Origin of the sequence: Aeromonas sp. Y311-2 (assembly GCF_027706025.1) — a bacterium.
Lineage (GTDB): Bacteria > Pseudomonadota > Gammaproteobacteria > Enterobacterales > Aeromonadaceae > Aeromonas > Aeromonas veronii.
The window spans coordinates 24651-43329 of record NZ_JAPDCL010000013.1 but is presented as its reverse complement, the minus strand read 5'-3'; the positions used below and the strand labels follow the sequence as shown (position 1 = coordinate 43329).

Below are 18679 nucleotides of genomic sequence, written 5' to 3'. Positions count from 1 at the left end.
TCTCCAAAAGAAACCCCAGGGCGATCCTGGGGTGAGTTGGTGTTGCCCCTGAGGGCGGGTTGGTTGTTAGTAAAAAGTTAGGTCTTCAGCGATTTGCTGCGTCGAGTTAATCGCAGCAAGCATTTCATCCAAGAAATCATCAGAAGATTCCCCCTGGGGCTCATCCACTTCCTCTTCGATTTCAAGTTTGGCCGTTCTGAGTGACTCCAGATACAGGGGATCACTCAACAACGTGAGCAGCCCCATCATCTTACTGAGTTGGTTCACATCAAGTTGTTCACCACGCCGTTTAGGGATTGCAGCTTCAAATGCCTCAATACTGTCAATTGCAGGCTGGATAAAACTATCCAACACAACCATTTGCAGAAGCTTATCTTTGATGCTCGTCATATAGCGCAATGACTTCCGGGTGAATTTATGCCCTTTACTCATTGAATATTGAAAATCCCGCAAAGAATTACGGGCCATCTCAGAGATGGTGTCGATTGCCGCATCCCCCAGCGGGTTATTGATAACGTCATCGTTAACTCTGAAGGAAAACGATACTTGCTTTCGGACATAATCTACGTCGTAAAGCGAAGCGCGAATTCTGTCTGCAAAGTCGGGTAGCGACACAGTAGCCGCAGCTTGCTTGATCCAAGCATCGCATTCTGCGTCGTAGTTCAGAAGTAACTGATCCAAATTGGCATAGAAGCCACTCTTCATCAGTTCTAGCCCCTCAACAACTTCATCAACAAAATGACGTGGAACAGCCCATGCACCGAGACACTGGAAACCCACTTTGCTAAGCAAAGCAATTCCTTCTTGCCGGGCACGGTTTTGGAAGTCGATCTTCTTTTTGTCGAACACCGACTTAGAACCAAGGCGGACTACATCAGCCGCTAGGGCTTCATTCTCCAAGCCAAGATCCAGAGGTTTATTATTCCTGGTCGCCGACCAAGTTGTGACTTTGAAATCCACCAGAGCATAGCGCTGGAAAAATTCCATGAAGTTCATTGCAGTGAATGATGACATAAGGGGATCCTCGAATTGGACAAGGAGCCCCAAACGGGAGCTCCCGTCAGGGTGGTGTTGGTCTTGTTGACCTGGTTAAAGTTGCGATCTGCAATAGCAGTGCGCCATAAATCGCTAGGCGCCTGATGCTACAAAGTAGCATTCCCGTGAATGCTCGAGGAGCACTCACGGCAATACACTTATTGGGTTTTAGTTACTGCAATAGTGCAACAGCTGAGTCGCGGAGGCGGGTGTTTGGAAGCTACGGCCCGAGAAAGGTGCTCGATAAGCCGTTCGAGCATATTCATACTATCTCAGTTAGAAGCGCAAAAATCAACGCTGCCACTGTGGCAGCGTTGATCGTATTAACTCTCTCGGAGTCTTTTTATTGCCATATCAAGCCATGCACCTAAAGTCGGGTGCTTGCCCTGGCGACAATACCTAGACCAATGAGGCCAAAAATCGGGATCATCTTTTGGCCACGGAGGTTCGTGAGCCTCCAGCGTTCGGGCAACCATCACCCTAGTGACAGCCTTGATGATCGCCGGCGCTCCTGCACTAGCACCAGGCAGCTTGGGGAGACGGGACAAGATATCTTTCAGCCCATCAACGGTTGTGTACTCTGCTTCTCTGCCTTTTACGCAAAGAGCGTAGAGAGGTCGGTGAGCTGCCCATGGGATCTCGGATAGTTCGTACCCCATGCGCAAGGGGATGATATTCACGATCTCCCCAGTCACGCCGATAAGGAACTCATTTGATCCACCAGCTTGTTGTTGTCTCATTACAATCTCCGCCACCAAATCCACATGATGACAGAGACTGGCATTGAGAATTTCACGCAAACACGCCTTGGTTGTTTTCATCTCAATACCTCTGAAAAAAACCCGGCGCGTGGCCGGGTTGGTTGGGGTTAAAGGTCAAAAAAAATCGATCTCAAACAAACCTTTACGTTTGCTTAGGATTTTCTTAATTGCCTCCTGTATTTTTTGGTGCTCACCATGTAAGTCAAGTGACATCAAGATATCCACTTGTTCTGCAAGCGACAGATCAGGGAAATAACGATTCTCGCCATCAATCAAGCCATACCCCCCATACAATGACAGGAGCAATACCAGGACAGCCTCTTCTGGCGTTACCCTATCGAAAGTCCCCCGATAGGGAAGTGAGCCGCAGATCAAGTTGCAAGAGTAAGGAGCATCTCCCTGCACAGTAGAGGGCATAATATTCACCCCCTCTGCACCCAATGCTGCCAGTACCTCATTCCACACGGCATCCACTCCGCCAGGGTTAACACGAAAGAACATGGTTTCAGTCCTCCACCCATGTGCCACCGAATACTGCTTTGCAAAGGTGCATCGCAGCATCGTAAGTAGCAGCATCGCCCACCAGCCGATGGGCATACGCCTCGTGAAATGTCTTCTTCACTCGGTTGCGGGTAACCGCCGGGCTGGTTCTGAGCATCTCTCGTACCCAGCGAAGCAAGCTACGAATGGATAGCGGCTTGTCCATTGCCACGCCGTTAGTCAGGGCGTAATCGTTCATTTGCGAGCGTTCTACAGCATTATTAATATCCCGCATTACGCGGATCATATTCGGCAACTGAGCCTCGATTGAAGAAATATGCCCAGCAGGCATGTTGGTATTGAGCTCCGCGGCCCATTGAGCGGCCTTGCTGGCCATCTTGTTTTTGCAGATGGTCAGCAGATCATCGTCAGTCAATTCGCTTGGTGCCAATGGCACGAAGCGGTCGATCAACGCGTCGCTCAAGCCAGTTGTCCCACGGTAGCCGGAGAGTCCGGTGATCCCGCCGTTGTTGAAGGTAAACACACAACGAAACAGCTTGTGAGGTTCCAACCACTCACCGGTCTCCGCAAGCTCAACGCCGTGAGTTATCAGCTCATAGAAAGCAACCAGTTCAGCCGGCTGCATGGCATCAGCCTCATTCAGCAAGAAAATCCCGCCGTGAAGCAATGCCTCCCGGAGTGGTCCGGAAACAAACTCCCCTGTTGCCGGGTTTACTCGACCCAACAGATCCAGCTGAAAGCTCGTCTCCTGGGTCCCCTCCACTTCATAGAGTGGCCACAGTGTCCGCGCTGCGAACTGGATGATCCCGGTGGTTTTACCCGAACCATAACCACCATAGGAAACAATGATGTCTCCGTCAGGATCAGCCATGATTCGACGTACATCTTCGAGGAACGTCGAAGTAAATACGTGCGCTTTGCTTCGTGGCACCCGTGGATTCATCGCATGAGCATTCCCGTGAGGGCAACGCACCTTGATTGAATCAGAGAGGCCGAATTCAGTTCCAGAAATGAAAGTTTGCTGAGACATAATATGTAACTCCTGAAAACCTGCTTCGCAGGCTTGGTTGGGGTTGGGCAGATGCCCGGGTTGGTGTTGATCGCGAGTGGCGCTTGCAGATCGGGGCGCCATAGACAGCCAGGGGCTGTTTCTGCATGTGCGCTGACGCCGGAGTATTACCGGTGAACAGACATGCAGAATCAGCCATTAAGGCTTTTGTTGTTGGGCACAGAAACTGTGAGATACGGCGAATGCCGGGGGATTGGAAGTTGGTGCTGGCTCACGTGGCCGGTCCCACAAAGCACCGAGGACAAAACCAGAATATCGCTATACTGGTTAGATGTAAAGAAGGCCGCCCATTGGGCGGCCTTGGTTTTGGCATATGGTCTATTACCAGCCGGAGACATGATCTCTTGCAGAGTGGCTAGGCCGTTTTCCTTTGAGTTCATTGATAAAAACTAAAATCTTGGTAAATCCTTCGATATGAGACTGACAGAGCCCCATTCTTTTACCTATATCATTTGCCGCCTCAGGCGCCCGGTTGGGATCTGCTTGAAGAGCACCATGAAGTGCTCGACCATTACTGTAAAAGCTACCCCATCCACCTCTGTTACAGGGTGGCATTTCATGTTCCCACCCAAGGAAACCTTCCATCTGCAACTGACGGTAAATATCATCCGGCCATGTTGACTCCAGATGATAAAGTTCAACGTATTCAGGTCGATACCGACGGGATAATTTAGCTTGAGCCGGATCTGAAATGGAAATAGAACCACACAATTCCCAGTCAGCATCAGCCTCCCATCCAATATTTGCTGTGATAATCTTTCCATCCAGTTCAAATGAGATTTGTTCGTCATGGTTCATAAAAAATCCTTTGCCCTATAAAGGCTGATTGTTAGTAGTGGGTTGTACCCGGGTTGAGGTTGATCACGAGTGGCGCTTGCAGATCGGGACGCCATAGACAGCCAGGGGCTGTTTCTGCATGTACGCTGACGCCGGAGGCCGGTGAACAGACATGCAGAATCAGCCTTGGTGTGCGACATAGGGTTCTGAAGCCCCCCTCAATCAGAGGGGGGGGCATTCAATTGTTATCAATCAGCCAGTTCAACCGATCGTTTTTTTCTCTGTTGAATTGCATCTGATCTGAGGCAGTCAACGTGACCACATCACCTTCGGTGTAATTACAAACCTGTAATGTGGTCTGTTTTTCCCATAGACACTGATACGCATTGCCCCACAATTTGGTCCAACCCGCACGTTCCATTCTTGATTGAAAGGCATATATTCCCGCCAGTTCGTTATGGCGCTGAATAATCAAACCATTAGCCGATCTTTCTGGCGGGAAAACGCCCGTATTAAGACGCCTTGCGAGTAATCTTCCGACTCTACGCAATGCAGCGAAGTGTTTACGTGGAATCCCAGAAAACCACTGGGGGTTACGCTTCAACCAGTAAAGCTCAGCCATAATTTCACCTTTAAGAGCTATGGCTTCGTTACTGTTCAAGGTTCTCAGAAAACTACGCATTTGCGTGTCATTGGATAGTGTTTTTTTTACGGAGTTAATCATTTGGATCCACCATTATAAAAATGCCCCATCATTTAGATGAGGCATGATTGGTAAGACGCAGTGCAATTAAGCAGCTGTCGAGATTGGGGTTAGAGAGCGAAGCAAGCGCCCTGCGTATTGCCTAGCCTCTTTGATTGCTTGGCTACATAACGGCCGAAACATGCCACCGTATGTTTTATCTGTTGTCAGATAGCCAACCCCAGAGATAGCTTCCCCCGCGAGCTGAGTGCCATCCTCCGTTTTTACAACCGCCAACAAATTCACTAGGCGCGAGTTTCCATCAACCAACGCCTTGATCTCTTCAGGCGTCCAGTCACGAAAATCGCAAAGGTCGACAGGCGTCTCCCGGAATTGAACAACCCAGTCACGAGTACGAAACTCTCGAATGACGTTATCCTCCCGTGAGGAGTTCTCGATGATTGCGTAGCCATGATCACGCAGCTGTTTAGAGACTCGAACTATGTCAGCGCTTAGCCTGGTCACAAAGGTCATCCAGAGACTATCCCAACGAGCCAGCACCTCGGGGGTAACACCCGCACCGGCCTGGTCATCCATATCGTCTATCAGTCCAGAAAACTCCACTGAATTTGATAAAAACATGGTGTACTCATGGCTATAACGATGGTCATTTCGCTCGATACACAAAACCTCGTATCGTCGGTAATCCATGAGGGTTGCTGCCATCTGCTCGAGTTCATTGGTGGTAGCCAACTCTCCGATCAGTCTCGGAAGCAATTTGTTCAGACTTACTCTGTTGAGTAAGTTACCACTGAACGCTACTCCATCCCCTTGGCAGTATGACAGTGAGTATTGAATGTCCATATCTACAAAGCCTTGCTCCTTCAGCTCAGCCTTGAAATAGGTGGTCAGCATAGTGTGATCCTTGCCCATAGTGGGTAGATTGGTGTTGGGTTGGTACCCGGGTTTGTGTTGATCGCGAGTGGCGCTTGCAGATCGGGGCGCCATAGACAGCCAGGGGCTGTTTCTGCATGTGCGCTGACGCCGGAGTATTACCGGTGAACGAACATGCAGAATCAGCCATTGAGAGCTTGGAGTGAGGGGGTAGATCAGGGGTAGGTGTACGGCATCGGCCTATGATTGGAGGTTGGCACCAGCCTATTGGCTTGTCCCCCCCCGAAGGTGCCGAGGACGAAGAAAGGTTATTACTTCAACAATGGAATGTAAAGAAGCCCCCGCAATGCGAGGGCTTCAAGGGTTAAAAAAACTCGAGAGATAAGGATGCAGCAGCACCATCCCCATTGTATTGGATCGGTGTGACCCGAATACTCTCCGACGATGGTTTTCTGAACAGCTCGATATCTGGCAAACGGATGTGGGGGTTTTGTTTTTTCACCTCTGCGATCCATTGACCGTAATCAATTGCTCCTTGCCTCAAAGATGAGGTCAGTCTCACCCCGGCATACTCTGCCTTGATGTGACTCCCCATCATTTCCCTCAAGGTTTTTTTGAGTAAAGCCTCTTGAGCTTTAGCCTCATCTACCTTCGGTTTTATCGAGGATACGTCTCGCCACACTTGCTGCAGCTCTGCTGCCGTCTGTGTCCATACCTCTTGGCTTTCTGGTGTTTCGGGTTCAAAGTAGTCGAGCTCAGTAATCGGCGGAGCTTGATCTCGTTCGACCAAATCCCACCACCACTTTTGTCGCTCCACCAACAACTCAATCATCTCTTCATCACGATTGATGCTGAAAACAATGAGCTTTCGGTCATAGGCGCGATAAAACGCCAAGTAGCCCATCTTGGCCCCGGTAACCAACAATTGATCCTGAACTTGCGGCAAGTAGCGCAGATAAGCTTCTGACTTACGCCTATCTTTCAGCACAAGTTCGAATGTCTCCCATGCTGGCACTTTTAGTTCAACCGGTGTGCCATCACTCATCAGCCCATCAAAGGAAACCCGCATGAATGGATAACTATCATGCTGTCCACACACAGGGATGACCAGATCAGAGTTACCATTTGACGCAAGCCAGCGTTCAAACGCTAACCGAGCTAGTGGCTCTTGGTTATGGCCTCTTTTGACAAAGAAGTTGTTGTCCAAGTTGGGGGGCGGCTTACGACCTGTTTTCATCATCCAGAGGGCACGAGCGCTTTCATGTGCGTATGGCCACTGAATGACCGATGCGACATTGGAAGCACCTATGCCACCAGCTCTCCACTGGTGCCATGCGGGTGTTCCCTGCTCCAGATCAACAATGATCATATTGATCTCCATATGAAAAACCCCAGTAATTCGGGGCTTGGTTGGTGTTGCCCGTTAGGGCTGATTTTTCACTGCATATCGACCGGCATCTCAGTTTCGGAATTGATCCCCATCTGACAAACTCGGCCTTTGATTCCACATTGCCCGCCACCGCAAACTTGCTGGCAGTAGCTGGTAATCCCATCTCGTTGCAGCTGCAAAAGGAAGGGGGAGTGTTTAGAAGAGCACACCCACACGCCGTCATTCGGCAGACTGATTGCGCCATCCATTACTGGATATCGAGTGGCACATTGTGGGTCAAGCTCCCACTGTTTCTTCTGAGCATTCCAATAACCAGGATGTTCAAAACTGAACAGCATCCAGTAGTTCTGGGTAAATTCAGTGGGCTTTGTCATAAGCAGATACTCAAAACCACTCCCACGAATAAATGCGCCCTCGATCAGGGCAACACTATGGGATGCATAACGCTCCATAACTTGTTCATGGGTTCCATAGGTAATGGTGCCAGTGGATTGATATCCCTGCTCCCACGCTCTTTGGATAGAACATATAGTGGCCATGTTTTTAGGTCCCTTTAAAGTTGGGCTATGCCCGGGTTGGTGTTGATCGCGAGTGGCGCTTGCAGATCGGGGCGCCATAGACAGCCAGGGGCTGTTTCTGCATGTGCGCTGACGCCGGAATATTGCCGGTGAACAGACATGCAGAATCAGCCATTCAGGCTTTTGTGGTTGAGCACAGGAACTGTGAGATACGGCGAATGCCGTGATATTGGAAGTTGGTGCCACGCCACAGGGGCAGCCCCCTAACAAAGAGGCACCGGGGACGAAGCCAGTTTATCGAGTCACCTATAAGAGCGCAATAGCTCAGATTCGCATCGACTCCCCTTGCATACCTCAATGATGGCCAATAATGAACTCGCATAAGCTTTCAGCTGAAGAGGTCTAAATGAACATTCATACGATCGGCTCTCGCCAAGCCCCCTTCGTCTGGTGGACGCATCTTCCAGGCATAACGGTCCATTGGAGTAACACAAAGCGCAAAGGGGTATTTCTAATGCATGTGCGTTCGAATGGTGGCCATGATTTGGTCATAAAGCAGAGTACATCTTGTTGGACGCTAACACGGCTGACGAACCTGACGTTGGGTCAAGAATCGATCTTGCGGACCCTCATCAACATAGGTGTTGTATCGTTAAATCCTAAAAAATAAAAAGCCACCGTGAAAAACGGTGGCTTTGGATTGAGTCACATTGCGAGCATTAGTTGTTCTTCACAACTAACACCAGGCCGTCGTGAGCGGCCGGATAAGTAGACTATGTTGTCATGTGTAGTCGGGGCAGCCCCTACTAATCTCCTGGCAACTTTTACCATCTGAACAACTCGAGAATGAAGTGGGTTTGGGAACGCAACTTCACCAATAGCTGAGGATGTAGGAAATCCCCTCCCCGTCTCTAACTGCTTCTGGACTCTGCACAGCTCAGTATCAAGATGCAATCGAACCAGAGTCCCGAGCTTACCTGTCAGTAAGGATAGCTCTGCAGATAGCTGCCTTTTCCATCGCCTCTCTAGTTGCAACGATGATGAGTTAACACCATCAGATGTCAGTCGACCAACCCTTGTCGCTATCACAGATGAAAGTAGACACTCAAGATGAAAGCCGGTTCTCTTGGCCTTTTTGTGTGTATCAAGCTCTTCCTCGATAAGCAAGGCATGTTCCACATCAGCCCAAAATGGCGTCTTGTGGTACCGATGGTAAGCCAGTGTAAAACCGATCCATAACAACCTACGCATTTGCCGTATTTTGGCTAGATGCTTAAGTTCATGGCGCCGGCATTCATCCTGAACTACCAATCGGTATTGTGGGGTAGTAAGGATCTCCAAGTCACTACGGCAAAAAATGCTAAATAGTGATTGGTCACCCGATAACCCCATCTCCCGCATTCTTTGGCCCCTCTGAGCCATAGAATGCATATCAGCTATTTTGCTAGGTGTGATTTGGACCACACCAAGCCTAAGCAGATAGAGAACGGCTGCTGTGTTGGTCATCTCCCCGGATTGAGCTGACCCCCTCATTCGGTCATATTCCTCCCAGATGATCCAGCTGGCAACTTCGCTATCTACGCTCAGCTGCTTTGCCGTTTCAACAGGCCCGATTGTTCGATAACCATCATGAGTTTGAACAGCAGTAGCTGCACGCCCATCACCTTGGCCATCGAAATAGACCGACTGTAACATTGGGTCAGATAGCCCATCAGTGAGTTCCGATGTCCCCCACTTCAAATTGGGCACCTTAAGCCAAAACTCAGGCGGGATTTTGCTTGCTGGCACCGGATGAGCAAGCTCCTCCTCTGTCAGTAGCTCAATCTCACCATCCTCCCAGACGCTACGATAAATCTCGATCGCCTGAAAGGGAGTTTCGTGGAAGCAGTGAAAATCCCACAACCAGCTCACATGTAGCAACTGCTCTGGCGACACAATGCGAAATTGTGGCGATGACATGCGGCGATTGAACTCACTGTCTTCTACCTCACCTAAGAGCAGTTTCAACTCCAGCTCCTCTGCTCTCTGCTGCTCCAAATAATCAGCAGAGCAGCATAGGCGCAGCAGTCTCGCCAGAAAACGCGGCGAAAACACGTCGGGCTGGATCTTAATGAAACCTCCGGCATAGATTGTCCTACCTACAGGATGTCTGTCCTCCCAAGACCATTGCTTTACGGCCAATAGACGTTGGATGCGGTTGAGTTGAAGCATGTATGCATAACGAGGCACAATGACTCGCTCACCGTTTACTTCCTCGTAGAGCATGTTCTCCATGCTTTTATCGCTTCCGCCGCCACGAAGGCAACACCAACAACCGGTGCGTGCTCCGCAAGCGTCAGAAGCCTTCTTTTCGCTAGCACTCCAGATACATTCCCCTGTCGCGTCACGATAAAGCTCAGCCAGCTCCTTGTTATTGGCCTGATAACTCGGTAATGGCAGATGCACAGACGCATCATTTCCGGTGGACATCAACAGCTCCCACACATCACCTTGCGCCCAATGCTTAATGGGATAAAGCTCCCAACCTCCCGTTGTTTTCACTGGGGCGGTTGCCAGTCCCCCTCTACGAGCAATGTTGCCGGCCCGAGCGGTACTTTCTGCATCTCGAGAGCCCAATACCAAACAGACTTTTTCACGCATATCTTTAGGTATGCGCTTCAGCATCATCGACTTCACTCTGTTCCCGGTTGACACCTTTAGGTCAATCGAGCACTGAGCGGCGTTTGAGGTGATGTAAGATGGTAATCCCCGACCTGTAAGAACCCTTCCTGTCCAAGATGATGCAAGATTAGGTTTTCCAACCACGATCGTCAGGGGGAGTGACTCTTGATTAATGAGTTCCTGAATGGCCGCAAGTTGCCGATCGGCAAGGTAGCGAACTTCAGGATTTTCAACCTGGGTGTCTGTGTGGCTGATCCAATGGTAGGCCGAAATATCGTTACGCCGGCCCTCCCGGATCAATCCAACCAAGGCAAACAACATCAGGTGAAGAGTTGCTGTCGAATCCTTGCCTCCGCTTAGTGCTAGAGCAAAGGTATAACCATCAAGCAATGCTTGGCGAAATGCCTGCACAGACTCGGCGATCATATCGGATAAGGGTAGGCCTGTTGTTTCACTAAGTGCTGCTTGAAGGTCGTCATTCAGGGTCAACGTTTCCCTGATACGGTCCCACTTGTCACCTTTGTAAATGCTCAACACCGGAGCTGTGTCGAGAACTGGGTTTCTGACGGTATATTCGTGGTTGTCAAAATCATCAAGACCAGTAAAGAGGTCAAAGTTGTCCATATAATTTCCTTAATGGGGTGGCCCGAGATGGGCGGATTGGTAGGGGGTCACTGGTGATGCATTACAGACCAAGCACCATTAGCCCCCAGTGTGAAGGGGGCAATATCATTAGCTATCGAGATAGCCGGGGTTGTCTTTCAAGAACTGGGTTGGATTACCGCGAGTCCTGTATAGCAAGGTGGTCCACAACACACCTCGGCGCCAAGAGGGTAAATCGGTCAACCGATCAAGAGCACCAGGATGCCGAGACCGATATCCAGACTGAATTGCCGCTAGTATTGCACCTTCAACGGTGTCAAAAACTTCGTGGTAGAGGGGGCCGTTAATGCTGTAGTAGGATACTCGCACCCCACCTCGAGCCGATGGCTCAGGCAGAATTACGGCAAGTTCTTTCCCCTTTTTCTGGAGCTCCAGCCCTAGGCCATTACCAGAATTTTCCTGGATCAGCTGTCGCATGACCTCCATCCTAAGTGACAGGATGTACCCCTCCATCACATCCATGAGGTGATGAAAGTCTATCTCTGTCTGCTCATCCTCCTTGAACATTGCAAGGAATTGTTCCATTGAGGCATTAGGCTCTCGACCGAGCAGATCCTCACGAAAGTGTGGGCATTGCCGCACATGGGATTTATTTAACAGCATGTTGAATATCCTGTGGCCCTGAACGGGCGAGTTAGAGTTCGGGCAGATGCCCGGGTTGATGTTGATCGCGAGTGGCGCTTGCAGATCGGGGCGCCATAGACAGCCAGGGGCTGTTTCTGCATGTGCGCTGACGCCAGCTATTGCCGGTGAACAGACATGCAGAATCAGCCATCACGGGCTTGGGGTAGATCGGGTAGAGGTAGATCGGGTAGGGGGGCGCCATAAGCCGGAGGTTGGAGGTTGGAGGTTGGTGCCGAGCCTACTGGCCTGTCCCCCTCTGGGCACCGAGGACAATGACAGAATATAGAAAGGTCTTATGGTTGGCAATGAGAGTGCTTGCATCCGTTACAGACATGAAGCTCTCTCATATCAATCAGTATTGGAATACTTACCCCCGAGGTTTCATCATCGCCATTATGGGGAAAATAGCGACACAATAAAGTGCCATCAACAGACCGGGGAAAAAGAACAGCCTCCATGGAGGCGACTTTGATGCTTCTGACTTTGGAACACTCATCGAACGGAATGTATTAAAATGCAGCTGTCCATTATCAGTAATAAGAACGTAATCACCACTCCAATCAACAAAAAAATCACCTGACACTTCACGTCCATCGTCTAGCACTACAGACGTATTTTTTGTCGGATTGGTTCGACTCTCCCATCGGGAGCTCATCTTGACGGCATAAGGTAATAGGTAAAATAACGAAAAAACCAGCGCGACAGCTATAACGTATGCAGTAAAGTTTTTTTTCATAACAAAACCCCAAAAGCAAGTGCACAGACTTATAAATAAAACCCCCCGGGAGCACTAAGCTCCAGGAGGGTTTATTGTGAGCAAATCACCCACACTATTCAAAAGACATTTTATCTGTCTTTTTTCACCTTATTGCCGTCTTCTACTGGCGGTGGTGCTTTTTTCCCTTATGTTTCTCTTGATACAGATACAAGCTACCAAAAGTCACTATGGTAAAAAAAGCAAGCAACCCCAACATACCGATAACGAGTGTCATATCAGCTCCTATGAGTTGCTGAACTTGGTTAAAATTATACCATATATCCATAACACTAGGCCAATGACAACCAAGACACTGGCTTCAGTCACAGTTATCGTGTCCCCTGACACCGCCCATCCAACTAGGCCGACACCAATAGACGTGATCGCAACTTTGCGTAGGTCTTCTCCGATGGCAAGGATTGTTTTCTTATCATCTGGGCTAATCAGTTGAACAACCCATCTTAAAAAGTGCAAAAAAATGTCCATGACATCCCCACTGACAAATGGGTTCACGGCCCCGAGAGGGCCGGAACCCTCTCGGTTTTTAGTTAGACCTTACTCACCGGTCTTCTGCAGCGAGTGCAATACGCTCGCGTATTTCGTCAGAAAATTGGAGTGGTTCCATTAGTCCGTAGCGAGCCAATTGAAGCGGAATATCCTCAGCTAACAGATAACCATCTTCTATTTGTTGCTTGAAGAACCGAGCTAGCTCGGCTTCAACCTGCTCCTCCGCAATGCCCTGGGAGTCTTTGGCAGACCCACCATTCTGAGCATGACGCACCTCAGTAAGGCACAGACTACGTGTTTCATTATTCATAAATGCTCCTTGAAACGGAGCCATCCCCATGCGGGATGGCTCCCGCTTGGGTTTATGGGTTACGTGCTTGGTTTTATATGGCAGGTATCACAACTGACTTGGTAAGACCATAGGTAACTGCCGGGATGTGACCTGGCCTTCACGTTGCAGGCGTTCAATTTCCTCCAGCATGAGTTTACGGATTTCTTGTGCCCTCGGCACATCAACAACCAAGCTGAAATGGCATTGATGTAGGGGAACTCCTAGTAATTTGGCTAATTTCTCATAGCCCCGCTTATTGTCTATGCGCCAATATTTACATAGAACATCGTAAACTTGGTGCAAGATCCCTCGCCAACGCCGTGCATCAGCATCGGCCATTAATCCCAGTGGCCACCCGTCCCCCTTGTGATAACCGCAACTGCGGCCACAGGAACACCGGTACATCGGGTAGCGGTGTGACTCTTGTCCTTTACGGCTTACCTGCCGTCCACAATCACAAGTGATCGTGAAAATCGGACATGCTATTGATTTTCGGCCGGCGTGATAATCGCAAATGAGGTTTGCGACATAAGTCGCCTTCACTCGCTGATCTTCTTTAAAGCCCGATTCGGCCGCAAGCCAAGTAACTGCCTCATCTGGCAGACTCCAATTGTCTATATCGCCATAACGGCGACACAACCACTCTCCGATGACTGCATAAAGCAGCACATCAACAGAGTCGATCCCACTGAGCTGGCACTGCTTTGTCAGCAGTTGCCGAAGTGGGCGCGGTGGAAGGTAGTTCACATTGGACATAGAAAAATCCTCATTAATACATACCTGTTAAGGCGGTTGTTGTTGAGCATTAGCTCACGTTGGGGTTGGTCACGAGTGGCGTTTGCAGACCTGAGCGCCATAGACAGCCAGAGGGCTGTTTCTGCATGTGCGCTGACGCCGGAATATTGGCGGCGAACAGACATGCAGAATCAGCCATCACGGGCTTATGAGGAAAATAGATCGCAGGTTTTTTGTTGCGGCAGAAAGCCGAAAGATTGGAAGCTGGGGATGAATACGCCCTGTAATCGAATTAACGATCCATCCCCCAGGGCGTCTAAACGATATCAGTTTTTCTGTACGTCTGGCAAGGTTGAGTCAGCGGATCCTTTTTGTTGTCTCGGTTTGCGCGCCCCTCTTCGCCCAGTGTTTTTGGCTTTCTGATTAGCCGCACTCGCAAGTTCGGTGATATCAATTCCGGCCTCTTCCATGCTCTGCAAGAGAGCATTCATTTTTGCCTCCTTAGCTAATCGACTTTCCTCCTCCTGCAAAATGATCAGCTCTTCCTCTTCGATATAACTCTGGAGCAATGACAGTAGCTCTTTGCGCAAAGTTAGGCTACTAAGCCTCTTAGCCAAGGTCATAATTGTTCTAGGGGTGTATTCACGTTTTTTTTCTTTTTCCACTTGCATCTGGCTCCCCTTTGAGCTGTTGATTGTAACAAGCTGGCGCCCCCCTATCTCGAGGATACAAGCCAGCTTGCAGCACATCATAAAGGGAGTGCATCTAGTACACCAGAATCACAGCCTCTTCTTAAGGCCTAGGTTCACCTCAATCATCTCCAGATGACGATTATTCCGGAATAGCAGCTCCCTCTCGAATGAGTATCGGTGCTTTAACGTATTGAGAATGGACTGCTCACTCCCGCCAAACACTTGGCCAGTTCTATCCACGACAATAACTGTCTGCCGTTGATGATCAACCAGGCATGCCCAAGGTGCCGGGGGGGGAGCCACAAGCGTCGATACGCTGAAAAACAAATCATCCACAAAGGTGAGCTTTTGAATTGCCCTAAGCCTTGCCTCCGACGCCATGATCTTCAGCCAGGCATGATTGAATGTAGCCTCATCGTTCGCACGGAAAAATGGGTAATCCAGCGAAAGAATTGAACCATACTGACGGTAGTTCGGTACCCAATCTGGGGCCGCAATTGTTCCCAGTAATGTATTTGCATAAGATGCATGTATCTCGGATGAAAATAGTGAAACACCATTCTGAAGCCACGTGTCTACATCTTCAGGCTGCACTTCCTGAACTGTAAAAAAGTCCGTATTGAAGGTTTTTTTAAGTAGGTACATATTCATGTCCTTCATCACACTTTAATCGCGTCACTGATAAGCCGGTAAGCAATGCCATTTCTATTAGCCGCTTATCCCTATCGTCGAGTTCGCCAACCAATACAACACTGCTAAACAGCCCCAGAATGCACATATCCAAGCGCCCGTAAGGAAGTCCCCCAAAGTTACGGTATCCCTGCATTTCCAAATCATGTAGGCCATACAACAGCTCTCGCTGCTGTGCCCCACGTAGCAAGTCAACTTCCCGGGCAACACTGTTACCGTCACCAAGAAGCAGCTTGCGAAACAGAGGAGGCATCAGCCTCCGATTCTTGGCATACAAATCGGAATAAATGACCGCTGGCGGCAGCTCGTTTGGGCCAAATAAGTGATGACTTAACGCTGCTCTTAATCGCCCTAACGCCTTAATTTCTGTTGGCAGGATCACGTAAGTCCGCCTCCAGTCCCGCCTTGCCATAGCTGAAAACTCATCCAATCTTTTAACCAGCACATGCCATTCGGGGGCCTCTCCCACAGCGAATTCACAAACCCCGCTAGCGAAGTGGAAAGCGCCAGAGGAAACATCAAAAAATACAAAAGCTTCATCAAAACACATGATTTATCTCCTTTGCTGGTAGCTTACGGCGATTGAAAATGATGCAACTGGGCCTACCTGAGCCATTGGTTATGGCTCAGGTAGAACGGGTCTGTATTCTGGCTGAAGAAAAATAACGGCTATCTGCTCGGGCGTTTTGTACGAGAATAATAATCGGTGAACGGGTGTGGAAATGAGGCTGAAGGAAGGGGGCCGAAGCCCCCTATTTATTACGAAGTGTCTAGTATAGATAGTTGGATGAGTTTTCGAATTGCCTCTCATAGTGAGCGATGATAGCTGTAGGATTAAACTCCCAACCATCATCTGCAATTGTCATGGCCATTGACGCCACCTCATCAATCCAACCTTGACATTCCAACCACTGAAGAAGCACATGCTCCTTGTAGCTGAGTTTCTGGCTACGCCGCAGCTCTCTGCGCCGTTGAATTACTTGCCGAAATACCCCAGCAAGCATGCGCTCCGGGTTTACACCCAACGCAATACAGCAATGCTGGAAGCTAAACGGTACCAAAGCTTGTCTGAATAGCCACTCGGTGGCCATATCTCTTAACTCTGTGCCGCATTTCGGTGAGCTAAGTGCATAAATCGCATCATTTAGCACCGCGCTACATAATTTCACTATGTCCTCTTCTGTCCATGTGAACATCGATGCTGCGATAGCATCCTGTAGCTCGGGGTAGTCTTCAGGAAAAAGCCATGGAAGCAGGCTTTCACTCAGATGGGTGGCATCGACCTCCTTGGTTTTCCTTTTCCTTTCTCGCTTAGTTTTTTGATGGTCCTGGAACGAAATCACGTCCCGATCCACATCAAACAAATCTCGTTGCCAAAATAACATGTTGCCTCCATCCACATGGAGCATGAGAAGGCCAAAACTCCTCAGTTTCCTGTAGCTGTTGGTTTGGGCTGCTTGCCCGTATTGGTGTTGGCCTCTGGCGCGATTTGCAGGCCTGATCGCGTGCTCGCTGGAAAGCGATTCTTCGATTGTTGTTGGACTAACCGTAAAGCTCTCTCAACAAAAGACAGGGGACCATTAGGCCCCCTCTCTTGTAGTTATAAAGCTCGTAGTCCACGACGGACCAATAGATCTTCACTTACGTCCATTGATTACATTCTCCATCTGATCCAAAGCTTTTAGTGTCCATTCGCGATCTTCATCACTCATGGATAGGCTATTTGCGAAGTAACCACGAATGGCCACCCAAGCGTTTTGTTCAGCTGCCCGGGTAAAGCCAACTCGAACATCACCGCGCATCTTTGCTGAAGGAAGATGACCACCCCATGGGTATTGAATGATCTCCTCTAAAGTGACCGGTAGATGGTTCTGCATCATTGGTTCCGACACATTTTCCTCAGCTATCTCAGCTACTGTCGGTGTTTCCTCTTTGACAACTGCCGTTGATACGCTGGCGGAGTCCTCAATGATCGGTTCGACTGACGCAGGAACTGTCTCCTGAGTCTCCACTACCAACTCTGGTTTTTCTGGAGCTGTAGTTTCGATTTCAACGACTGCCTCAACCTCAAGTGTCGCTGCAGTAGTTTCTGTTTTAACAGCTGGTGCAACTGCTGCTGTTTCCAGCTCAGTATCAGCCGCACCATTGTCAACTAAGACTGTCAGCCCTCCTTCAGTTGGGCTCACGGTTTTTTGCCATTCATCGGCGGCATAAACACCAGTAAACAGCCGGATGGTTTGACACGTTGACTTATGCCCTAGCGAGCGGTTTGGCATCTCCATCCATACTTTGGTTGTATAGAAGTTTTCAGCGAGATACTCACGGTGTACGTAACGGCCACCTTCTGTTGTCACTAGAATTGTTTCAATCCACTCGTGACCACGAACGTCATTTCTAAACTCAGGGTATTTGATAAAGTTATCAGAGTAGCTCTGCACTATCTCTTTCACCCCTCCCTGCTTTGCAAGCTGAAGCCACCCATCAACTCGTAGGCCTGGCTCAACCTCCCCAAACTCATTCCAACGGACGAACATTGTCCCATCAAATGGGTTTAACTGGGTTCGCTCAATGAATCGGATGACTCTTTTCAGATCAATCTCAGAAGGAACCCGTCCTTCAACAATCGATGCTTTAAAAAGTACGTCAATGATGGTGTTTTCTACTTCGGTTTTGTCAACGCCGAGGATTTCCGCTGCAGAACGAGTGGTCATGGTTATCTCCAAATATAAAAAAACCCCGGCAAGGCGGGGTTGGTTGGTGTTGCCCAAAGGGCTGGTTAGGTATTAGCTGCGTCGGCCGCCATATGGTTGCTGTTGCGGTTGCTGAGTAGAGCGCCCATTCATCTTGCCACCATGTGGTGCTTGTGGCTGAGGCTGAGTGGGGTACCCATTCTGCTGGCTCTCATGTGGCGGATAGTCGCCTCTGGGTTGGGGCTGCTGCGGTTGGGATCGCGATTGCTGTTGTTGAGGATGTCCTGCATGTCCCGATTGCTTCAAGAAGGCAAGTTCTTCCTTCGTGAAGTGAATGTTGATCTTATTAACCCTCACTTTGATTCCTGAGTATTGGTTTTCACCCGTGCCCTGTTCAAAAGTGAGCTTTGCGGATACGTCTAAAAAATCGCCGACAGATAACTGCGGATCCTTCTTCTCCGATATCTCAAGTTTAATGAACTGAGTCCGATCAACCCAAGCATTGTTGTTTTTAACGTCTCGGTAGCCATCGTCAATTGCGATGACCACTGCTCCGTAGTAGCCATATTGGCTTAATTTGATGCCCACCCAGCTGACATAACCGCTGAGAGACACCTCATTCTTCCTATTGTTTGTTTTCATAGACTAACGTCCTATGTGGTTGATGTTGGGTGGCTATAAGCCTGCGACTTGAAACCCCTA

The 18679-nt window shown here is 49.3% G+C and carries 20 protein-coding genes; all 20 read right to left on the bottom strand.

What is annotated here, in order from left to right:
* Positions 1 to 66: 66 nt before the first annotated feature.
* The 20 genes from OKC42_RS13375 to OKC42_RS13270 all read right to left on the bottom strand — a co-directional run bounded on the left by OKC42_RS13375 (position 67) and on the right by OKC42_RS13270 (position 18619).
* Positions 67 to 1014, bottom strand: coding sequence for a DUF3150 domain-containing protein (locus OKC42_RS13375; protein WP_270819980.1), 948 nt, complete (start codon positions 1012 to 1014; stop codon positions 67 to 69).
* Positions 1015 to 1358: 344 nt separating this feature from the next.
* Complete coding sequence (locus OKC42_RS13370; protein ID WP_270819978.1) at positions 1359 to 1856, bottom strand: hypothetical protein; 498 nt, start codon at positions 1854 to 1856, stop codon at positions 1359 to 1361.
* A 54-nt stretch (positions 1857 to 1910) separates the two neighbouring features.
* Positions 1911 to 2297, bottom strand: a complete 387-nt coding sequence (locus OKC42_RS13365; protein ID WP_270819976.1) for a hypothetical protein — start codon at positions 2295 to 2297, stop codon at positions 1911 to 1913.
* A 4-nt stretch (positions 2298 to 2301) separates the two neighbouring features.
* Entirely contained in the window at positions 2302 to 3327 is a 1026-nt protein-coding gene (locus OKC42_RS13360; protein WP_270819974.1) for an AAA family ATPase, read from the bottom strand.
* Positions 3328 to 3687: 360 nt separating this feature from the next.
* On the bottom strand, positions 3688 to 4164 hold the full coding sequence (locus OKC42_RS13355) for a hypothetical protein (protein WP_270819972.1): 477 nt from the start codon (positions 4162 to 4164) through the stop codon (positions 3688 to 3690).
* Between the two features lie 217 nt (positions 4165 to 4381).
* Positions 4382 to 4867 (bottom strand): hypothetical protein, encoded by a 486-nt coding sequence (locus OKC42_RS13350; protein ID WP_270819970.1) that lies wholly within the window; start codon positions 4865 to 4867, stop codon positions 4382 to 4384.
* Positions 4868 to 4933: 66 nt separating this feature from the next.
* Positions 4934 to 5740 (bottom strand): hypothetical protein, encoded by an 807-nt coding sequence (locus tag OKC42_RS13345; RefSeq protein ID WP_270819969.1) that lies wholly within the window; start codon positions 5738 to 5740, stop codon positions 4934 to 4936.
* A gap of 343 nt (positions 5741 to 6083) precedes the next feature.
* Positions 6084 to 7088: a YqaJ viral recombinase family nuclease gene (locus OKC42_RS13340; protein ID WP_270819968.1), complete on the bottom strand. Its 1005-nt coding sequence runs from the start codon at positions 7086 to 7088 to the stop codon at positions 6084 to 6086.
* Between the two features lie 68 nt (positions 7089 to 7156).
* On the bottom strand, positions 7157 to 7561 hold the full coding sequence (locus OKC42_RS13335; RefSeq protein ID WP_270819966.1) for a hypothetical protein: 405 nt from the start codon (positions 7559 to 7561) through the stop codon (positions 7157 to 7159).
* 771 nt (positions 7562 to 8332) lie between these two features.
* Positions 8333 to 10912: a phosphoadenosine phosphosulfate reductase gene (locus tag OKC42_RS13330; protein ID WP_270819964.1), complete on the bottom strand. Its 2580-nt coding sequence runs from the start codon at positions 10910 to 10912 to the stop codon at positions 8333 to 8335.
* A 108-nt stretch (positions 10913 to 11020) separates the two neighbouring features.
* Positions 11021 to 11554, bottom strand: coding sequence for a hypothetical protein (locus tag OKC42_RS13325; protein WP_270819962.1), 534 nt, complete (start codon positions 11552 to 11554; stop codon positions 11021 to 11023).
* Between the two features lie 388 nt (positions 11555 to 11942).
* Positions 11943 to 12311: a hypothetical protein gene (locus OKC42_RS13320; RefSeq protein WP_270819960.1), complete on the bottom strand. Its 369-nt coding sequence runs from the start codon at positions 12309 to 12311 to the stop codon at positions 11943 to 11945.
* Positions 12312 to 12891: 580 nt separating this feature from the next.
* Positions 12892 to 13149, bottom strand: coding sequence for a hypothetical protein (locus OKC42_RS13305; RefSeq protein ID WP_270819955.1), 258 nt, complete (start codon positions 13147 to 13149; stop codon positions 12892 to 12894).
* Positions 13150 to 13236: 87 nt separating this feature from the next.
* Positions 13237 to 13926 carry a zinc-finger-containing protein gene (locus OKC42_RS13300; RefSeq protein ID WP_270819953.1) on the bottom strand — a complete coding sequence of 230 codons (690 nt, stop codon included), beginning with the start codon at positions 13924 to 13926 and terminating at the stop codon, positions 13237 to 13239.
* A gap of 305 nt (positions 13927 to 14231) precedes the next feature.
* On the bottom strand, positions 14232 to 14576 hold the full coding sequence (locus OKC42_RS13295) for an H-NS family histone-like protein (protein ID WP_270819947.1): 345 nt from the start codon (positions 14574 to 14576) through the stop codon (positions 14232 to 14234).
* A 108-nt stretch (positions 14577 to 14684) separates the two neighbouring features.
* The gene (locus OKC42_RS13290; RefSeq protein WP_270819945.1) at positions 14685 to 15242 is read right to left on the bottom strand and encodes a hypothetical protein; all 558 of its coding nucleotides are present in this window, start codon (positions 15240 to 15242) and stop codon (positions 14685 to 14687) included.
* Positions 15229 to 15837 carry a hypothetical protein gene (locus OKC42_RS13285; protein WP_270819944.1) on the bottom strand — a complete coding sequence of 203 codons (609 nt, stop codon included), beginning with the start codon at positions 15835 to 15837 and terminating at the stop codon, positions 15229 to 15231. The genes OKC42_RS13290 and OKC42_RS13285 overlap by 14 nt, the downstream gene beginning before the upstream one ends.
* Before the next feature lie 220 nt (positions 15838 to 16057).
* Positions 16058 to 16672 (bottom strand): hypothetical protein, encoded by a 615-nt coding sequence (locus OKC42_RS13280; protein WP_270819943.1) that lies wholly within the window; start codon positions 16670 to 16672, stop codon positions 16058 to 16060.
* A 252-nt stretch (positions 16673 to 16924) separates the two neighbouring features.
* A complete protein-coding gene (locus OKC42_RS13275; protein ID WP_270819942.1) occupies positions 16925 to 17998 on the bottom strand; it encodes a hypothetical protein in 1074 nt (357 codons plus the stop codon).
* 72 nt (positions 17999 to 18070) lie between these two features.
* Positions 18071 to 18619 carry a hypothetical protein gene (locus tag OKC42_RS13270; protein WP_270819941.1) on the bottom strand — a complete coding sequence of 183 codons (549 nt, stop codon included), beginning with the start codon at positions 18617 to 18619 and terminating at the stop codon, positions 18071 to 18073.
* Positions 18620 to 18679 lie beyond the last annotated feature (60 nt).

Bases quoted from the DNA above. Each gene is read 5' to 3' on its own strand.
- OKC42_RS13375 (WP_270819980.1), bottom strand. From the start codon at position 1,014: ATGTCATCATTCACTGCAATGAACTTCATGGAATTTTTCCAGCGCTAT.
- OKC42_RS13370 (WP_270819978.1), bottom strand. From the start codon at position 1,856: ATGAAAACAACCAAGGCGTGTTTGCGTGAAATTCTCAATGCCAGTCTC.
- OKC42_RS13365 (WP_270819976.1), bottom strand. From the start codon at position 2,297: ATGTTCTTTCGTGTTAACCCTGGCGGAGTGGATGCCGTGTGGAATGAG.
- OKC42_RS13360 (WP_270819974.1), bottom strand. From the start codon at position 3,327: ATGTCTCAGCAAACTTTCATTTCTGGAACTGAATTCGGCCTCTCTGAT.
- OKC42_RS13355 (WP_270819972.1), bottom strand. From the start codon at position 4,164: ATGAACCATGACGAACAAATCTCATTTGAACTGGATGGAAAGATTATC.
- OKC42_RS13350 (WP_270819970.1), bottom strand. From the start codon at position 4,867: ATGATTAACTCCGTAAAAAAAACACTATCCAATGACACGCAAATGCGT.
- OKC42_RS13345 (WP_270819969.1), bottom strand. From the start codon at position 5,740: ATGCTGACCACCTATTTCAAGGCTGAGCTGAAGGAGCAAGGCTTTGTA.
- OKC42_RS13340 (WP_270819968.1), bottom strand. From the start codon at position 7,088: ATGATCATTGTTGATCTGGAGCAGGGAACACCCGCATGGCACCAGTGG.
- OKC42_RS13335 (WP_270819966.1), bottom strand. From the start codon at position 7,561: ATGGAGCGTTATGCATCCCATAGTGTTGCCCTGATCGAGGGCGCATTT.
- OKC42_RS13330 (WP_270819964.1), bottom strand. From the start codon at position 10,912: ATGGACAACTTTGACCTCTTTACTGGTCTTGATGATTTTGACAACCAC.
- OKC42_RS13325 (WP_270819962.1), bottom strand. From the start codon at position 11,554: ATGCTGTTAAATAAATCCCATGTGCGGCAATGCCCACACTTTCGTGAG.
- OKC42_RS13320 (WP_270819960.1), bottom strand. From the start codon at position 12,311: ATGAAAAAAAACTTTACTGCATACGTTATAGCTGTCGCGCTGGTTTTT.
- OKC42_RS13305 (WP_270819955.1), bottom strand. From the start codon at position 13,149: ATGAATAATGAAACACGTAGTCTGTGCCTTACTGAGGTGCGTCATGCT.
- OKC42_RS13300 (WP_270819953.1), bottom strand. From the start codon at position 13,926: ATGTCCAATGTGAACTACCTTCCACCGCGCCCACTTCGGCAACTGCTG.
- OKC42_RS13295 (WP_270819947.1), bottom strand. From the start codon at position 14,576: ATGCAAGTGGAAAAAGAAAAAAAACGTGAATACACCCCTAGAACAATT.
- OKC42_RS13290 (WP_270819945.1), bottom strand. From the start codon at position 15,242: ATGTACCTACTTAAAAAAACCTTCAATACGGACTTTTTTACAGTTCAG.
- OKC42_RS13285 (WP_270819944.1), bottom strand. From the start codon at position 15,837: ATGTGTTTTGATGAAGCTTTTGTATTTTTTGATGTTTCCTCTGGCGCT.
- OKC42_RS13280 (WP_270819943.1), bottom strand. From the start codon at position 16,672: ATGTTATTTTGGCAACGAGATTTGTTTGATGTGGATCGGGACGTGATT.
- OKC42_RS13275 (WP_270819942.1), bottom strand. From the start codon at position 17,998: ATGACCACTCGTTCTGCAGCGGAAATCCTCGGCGTTGACAAAACCGAA.
- OKC42_RS13270 (WP_270819941.1), bottom strand. From the start codon at position 18,619: ATGAAAACAAACAATAGGAAGAATGAGGTGTCTCTCAGCGGTTATGTC.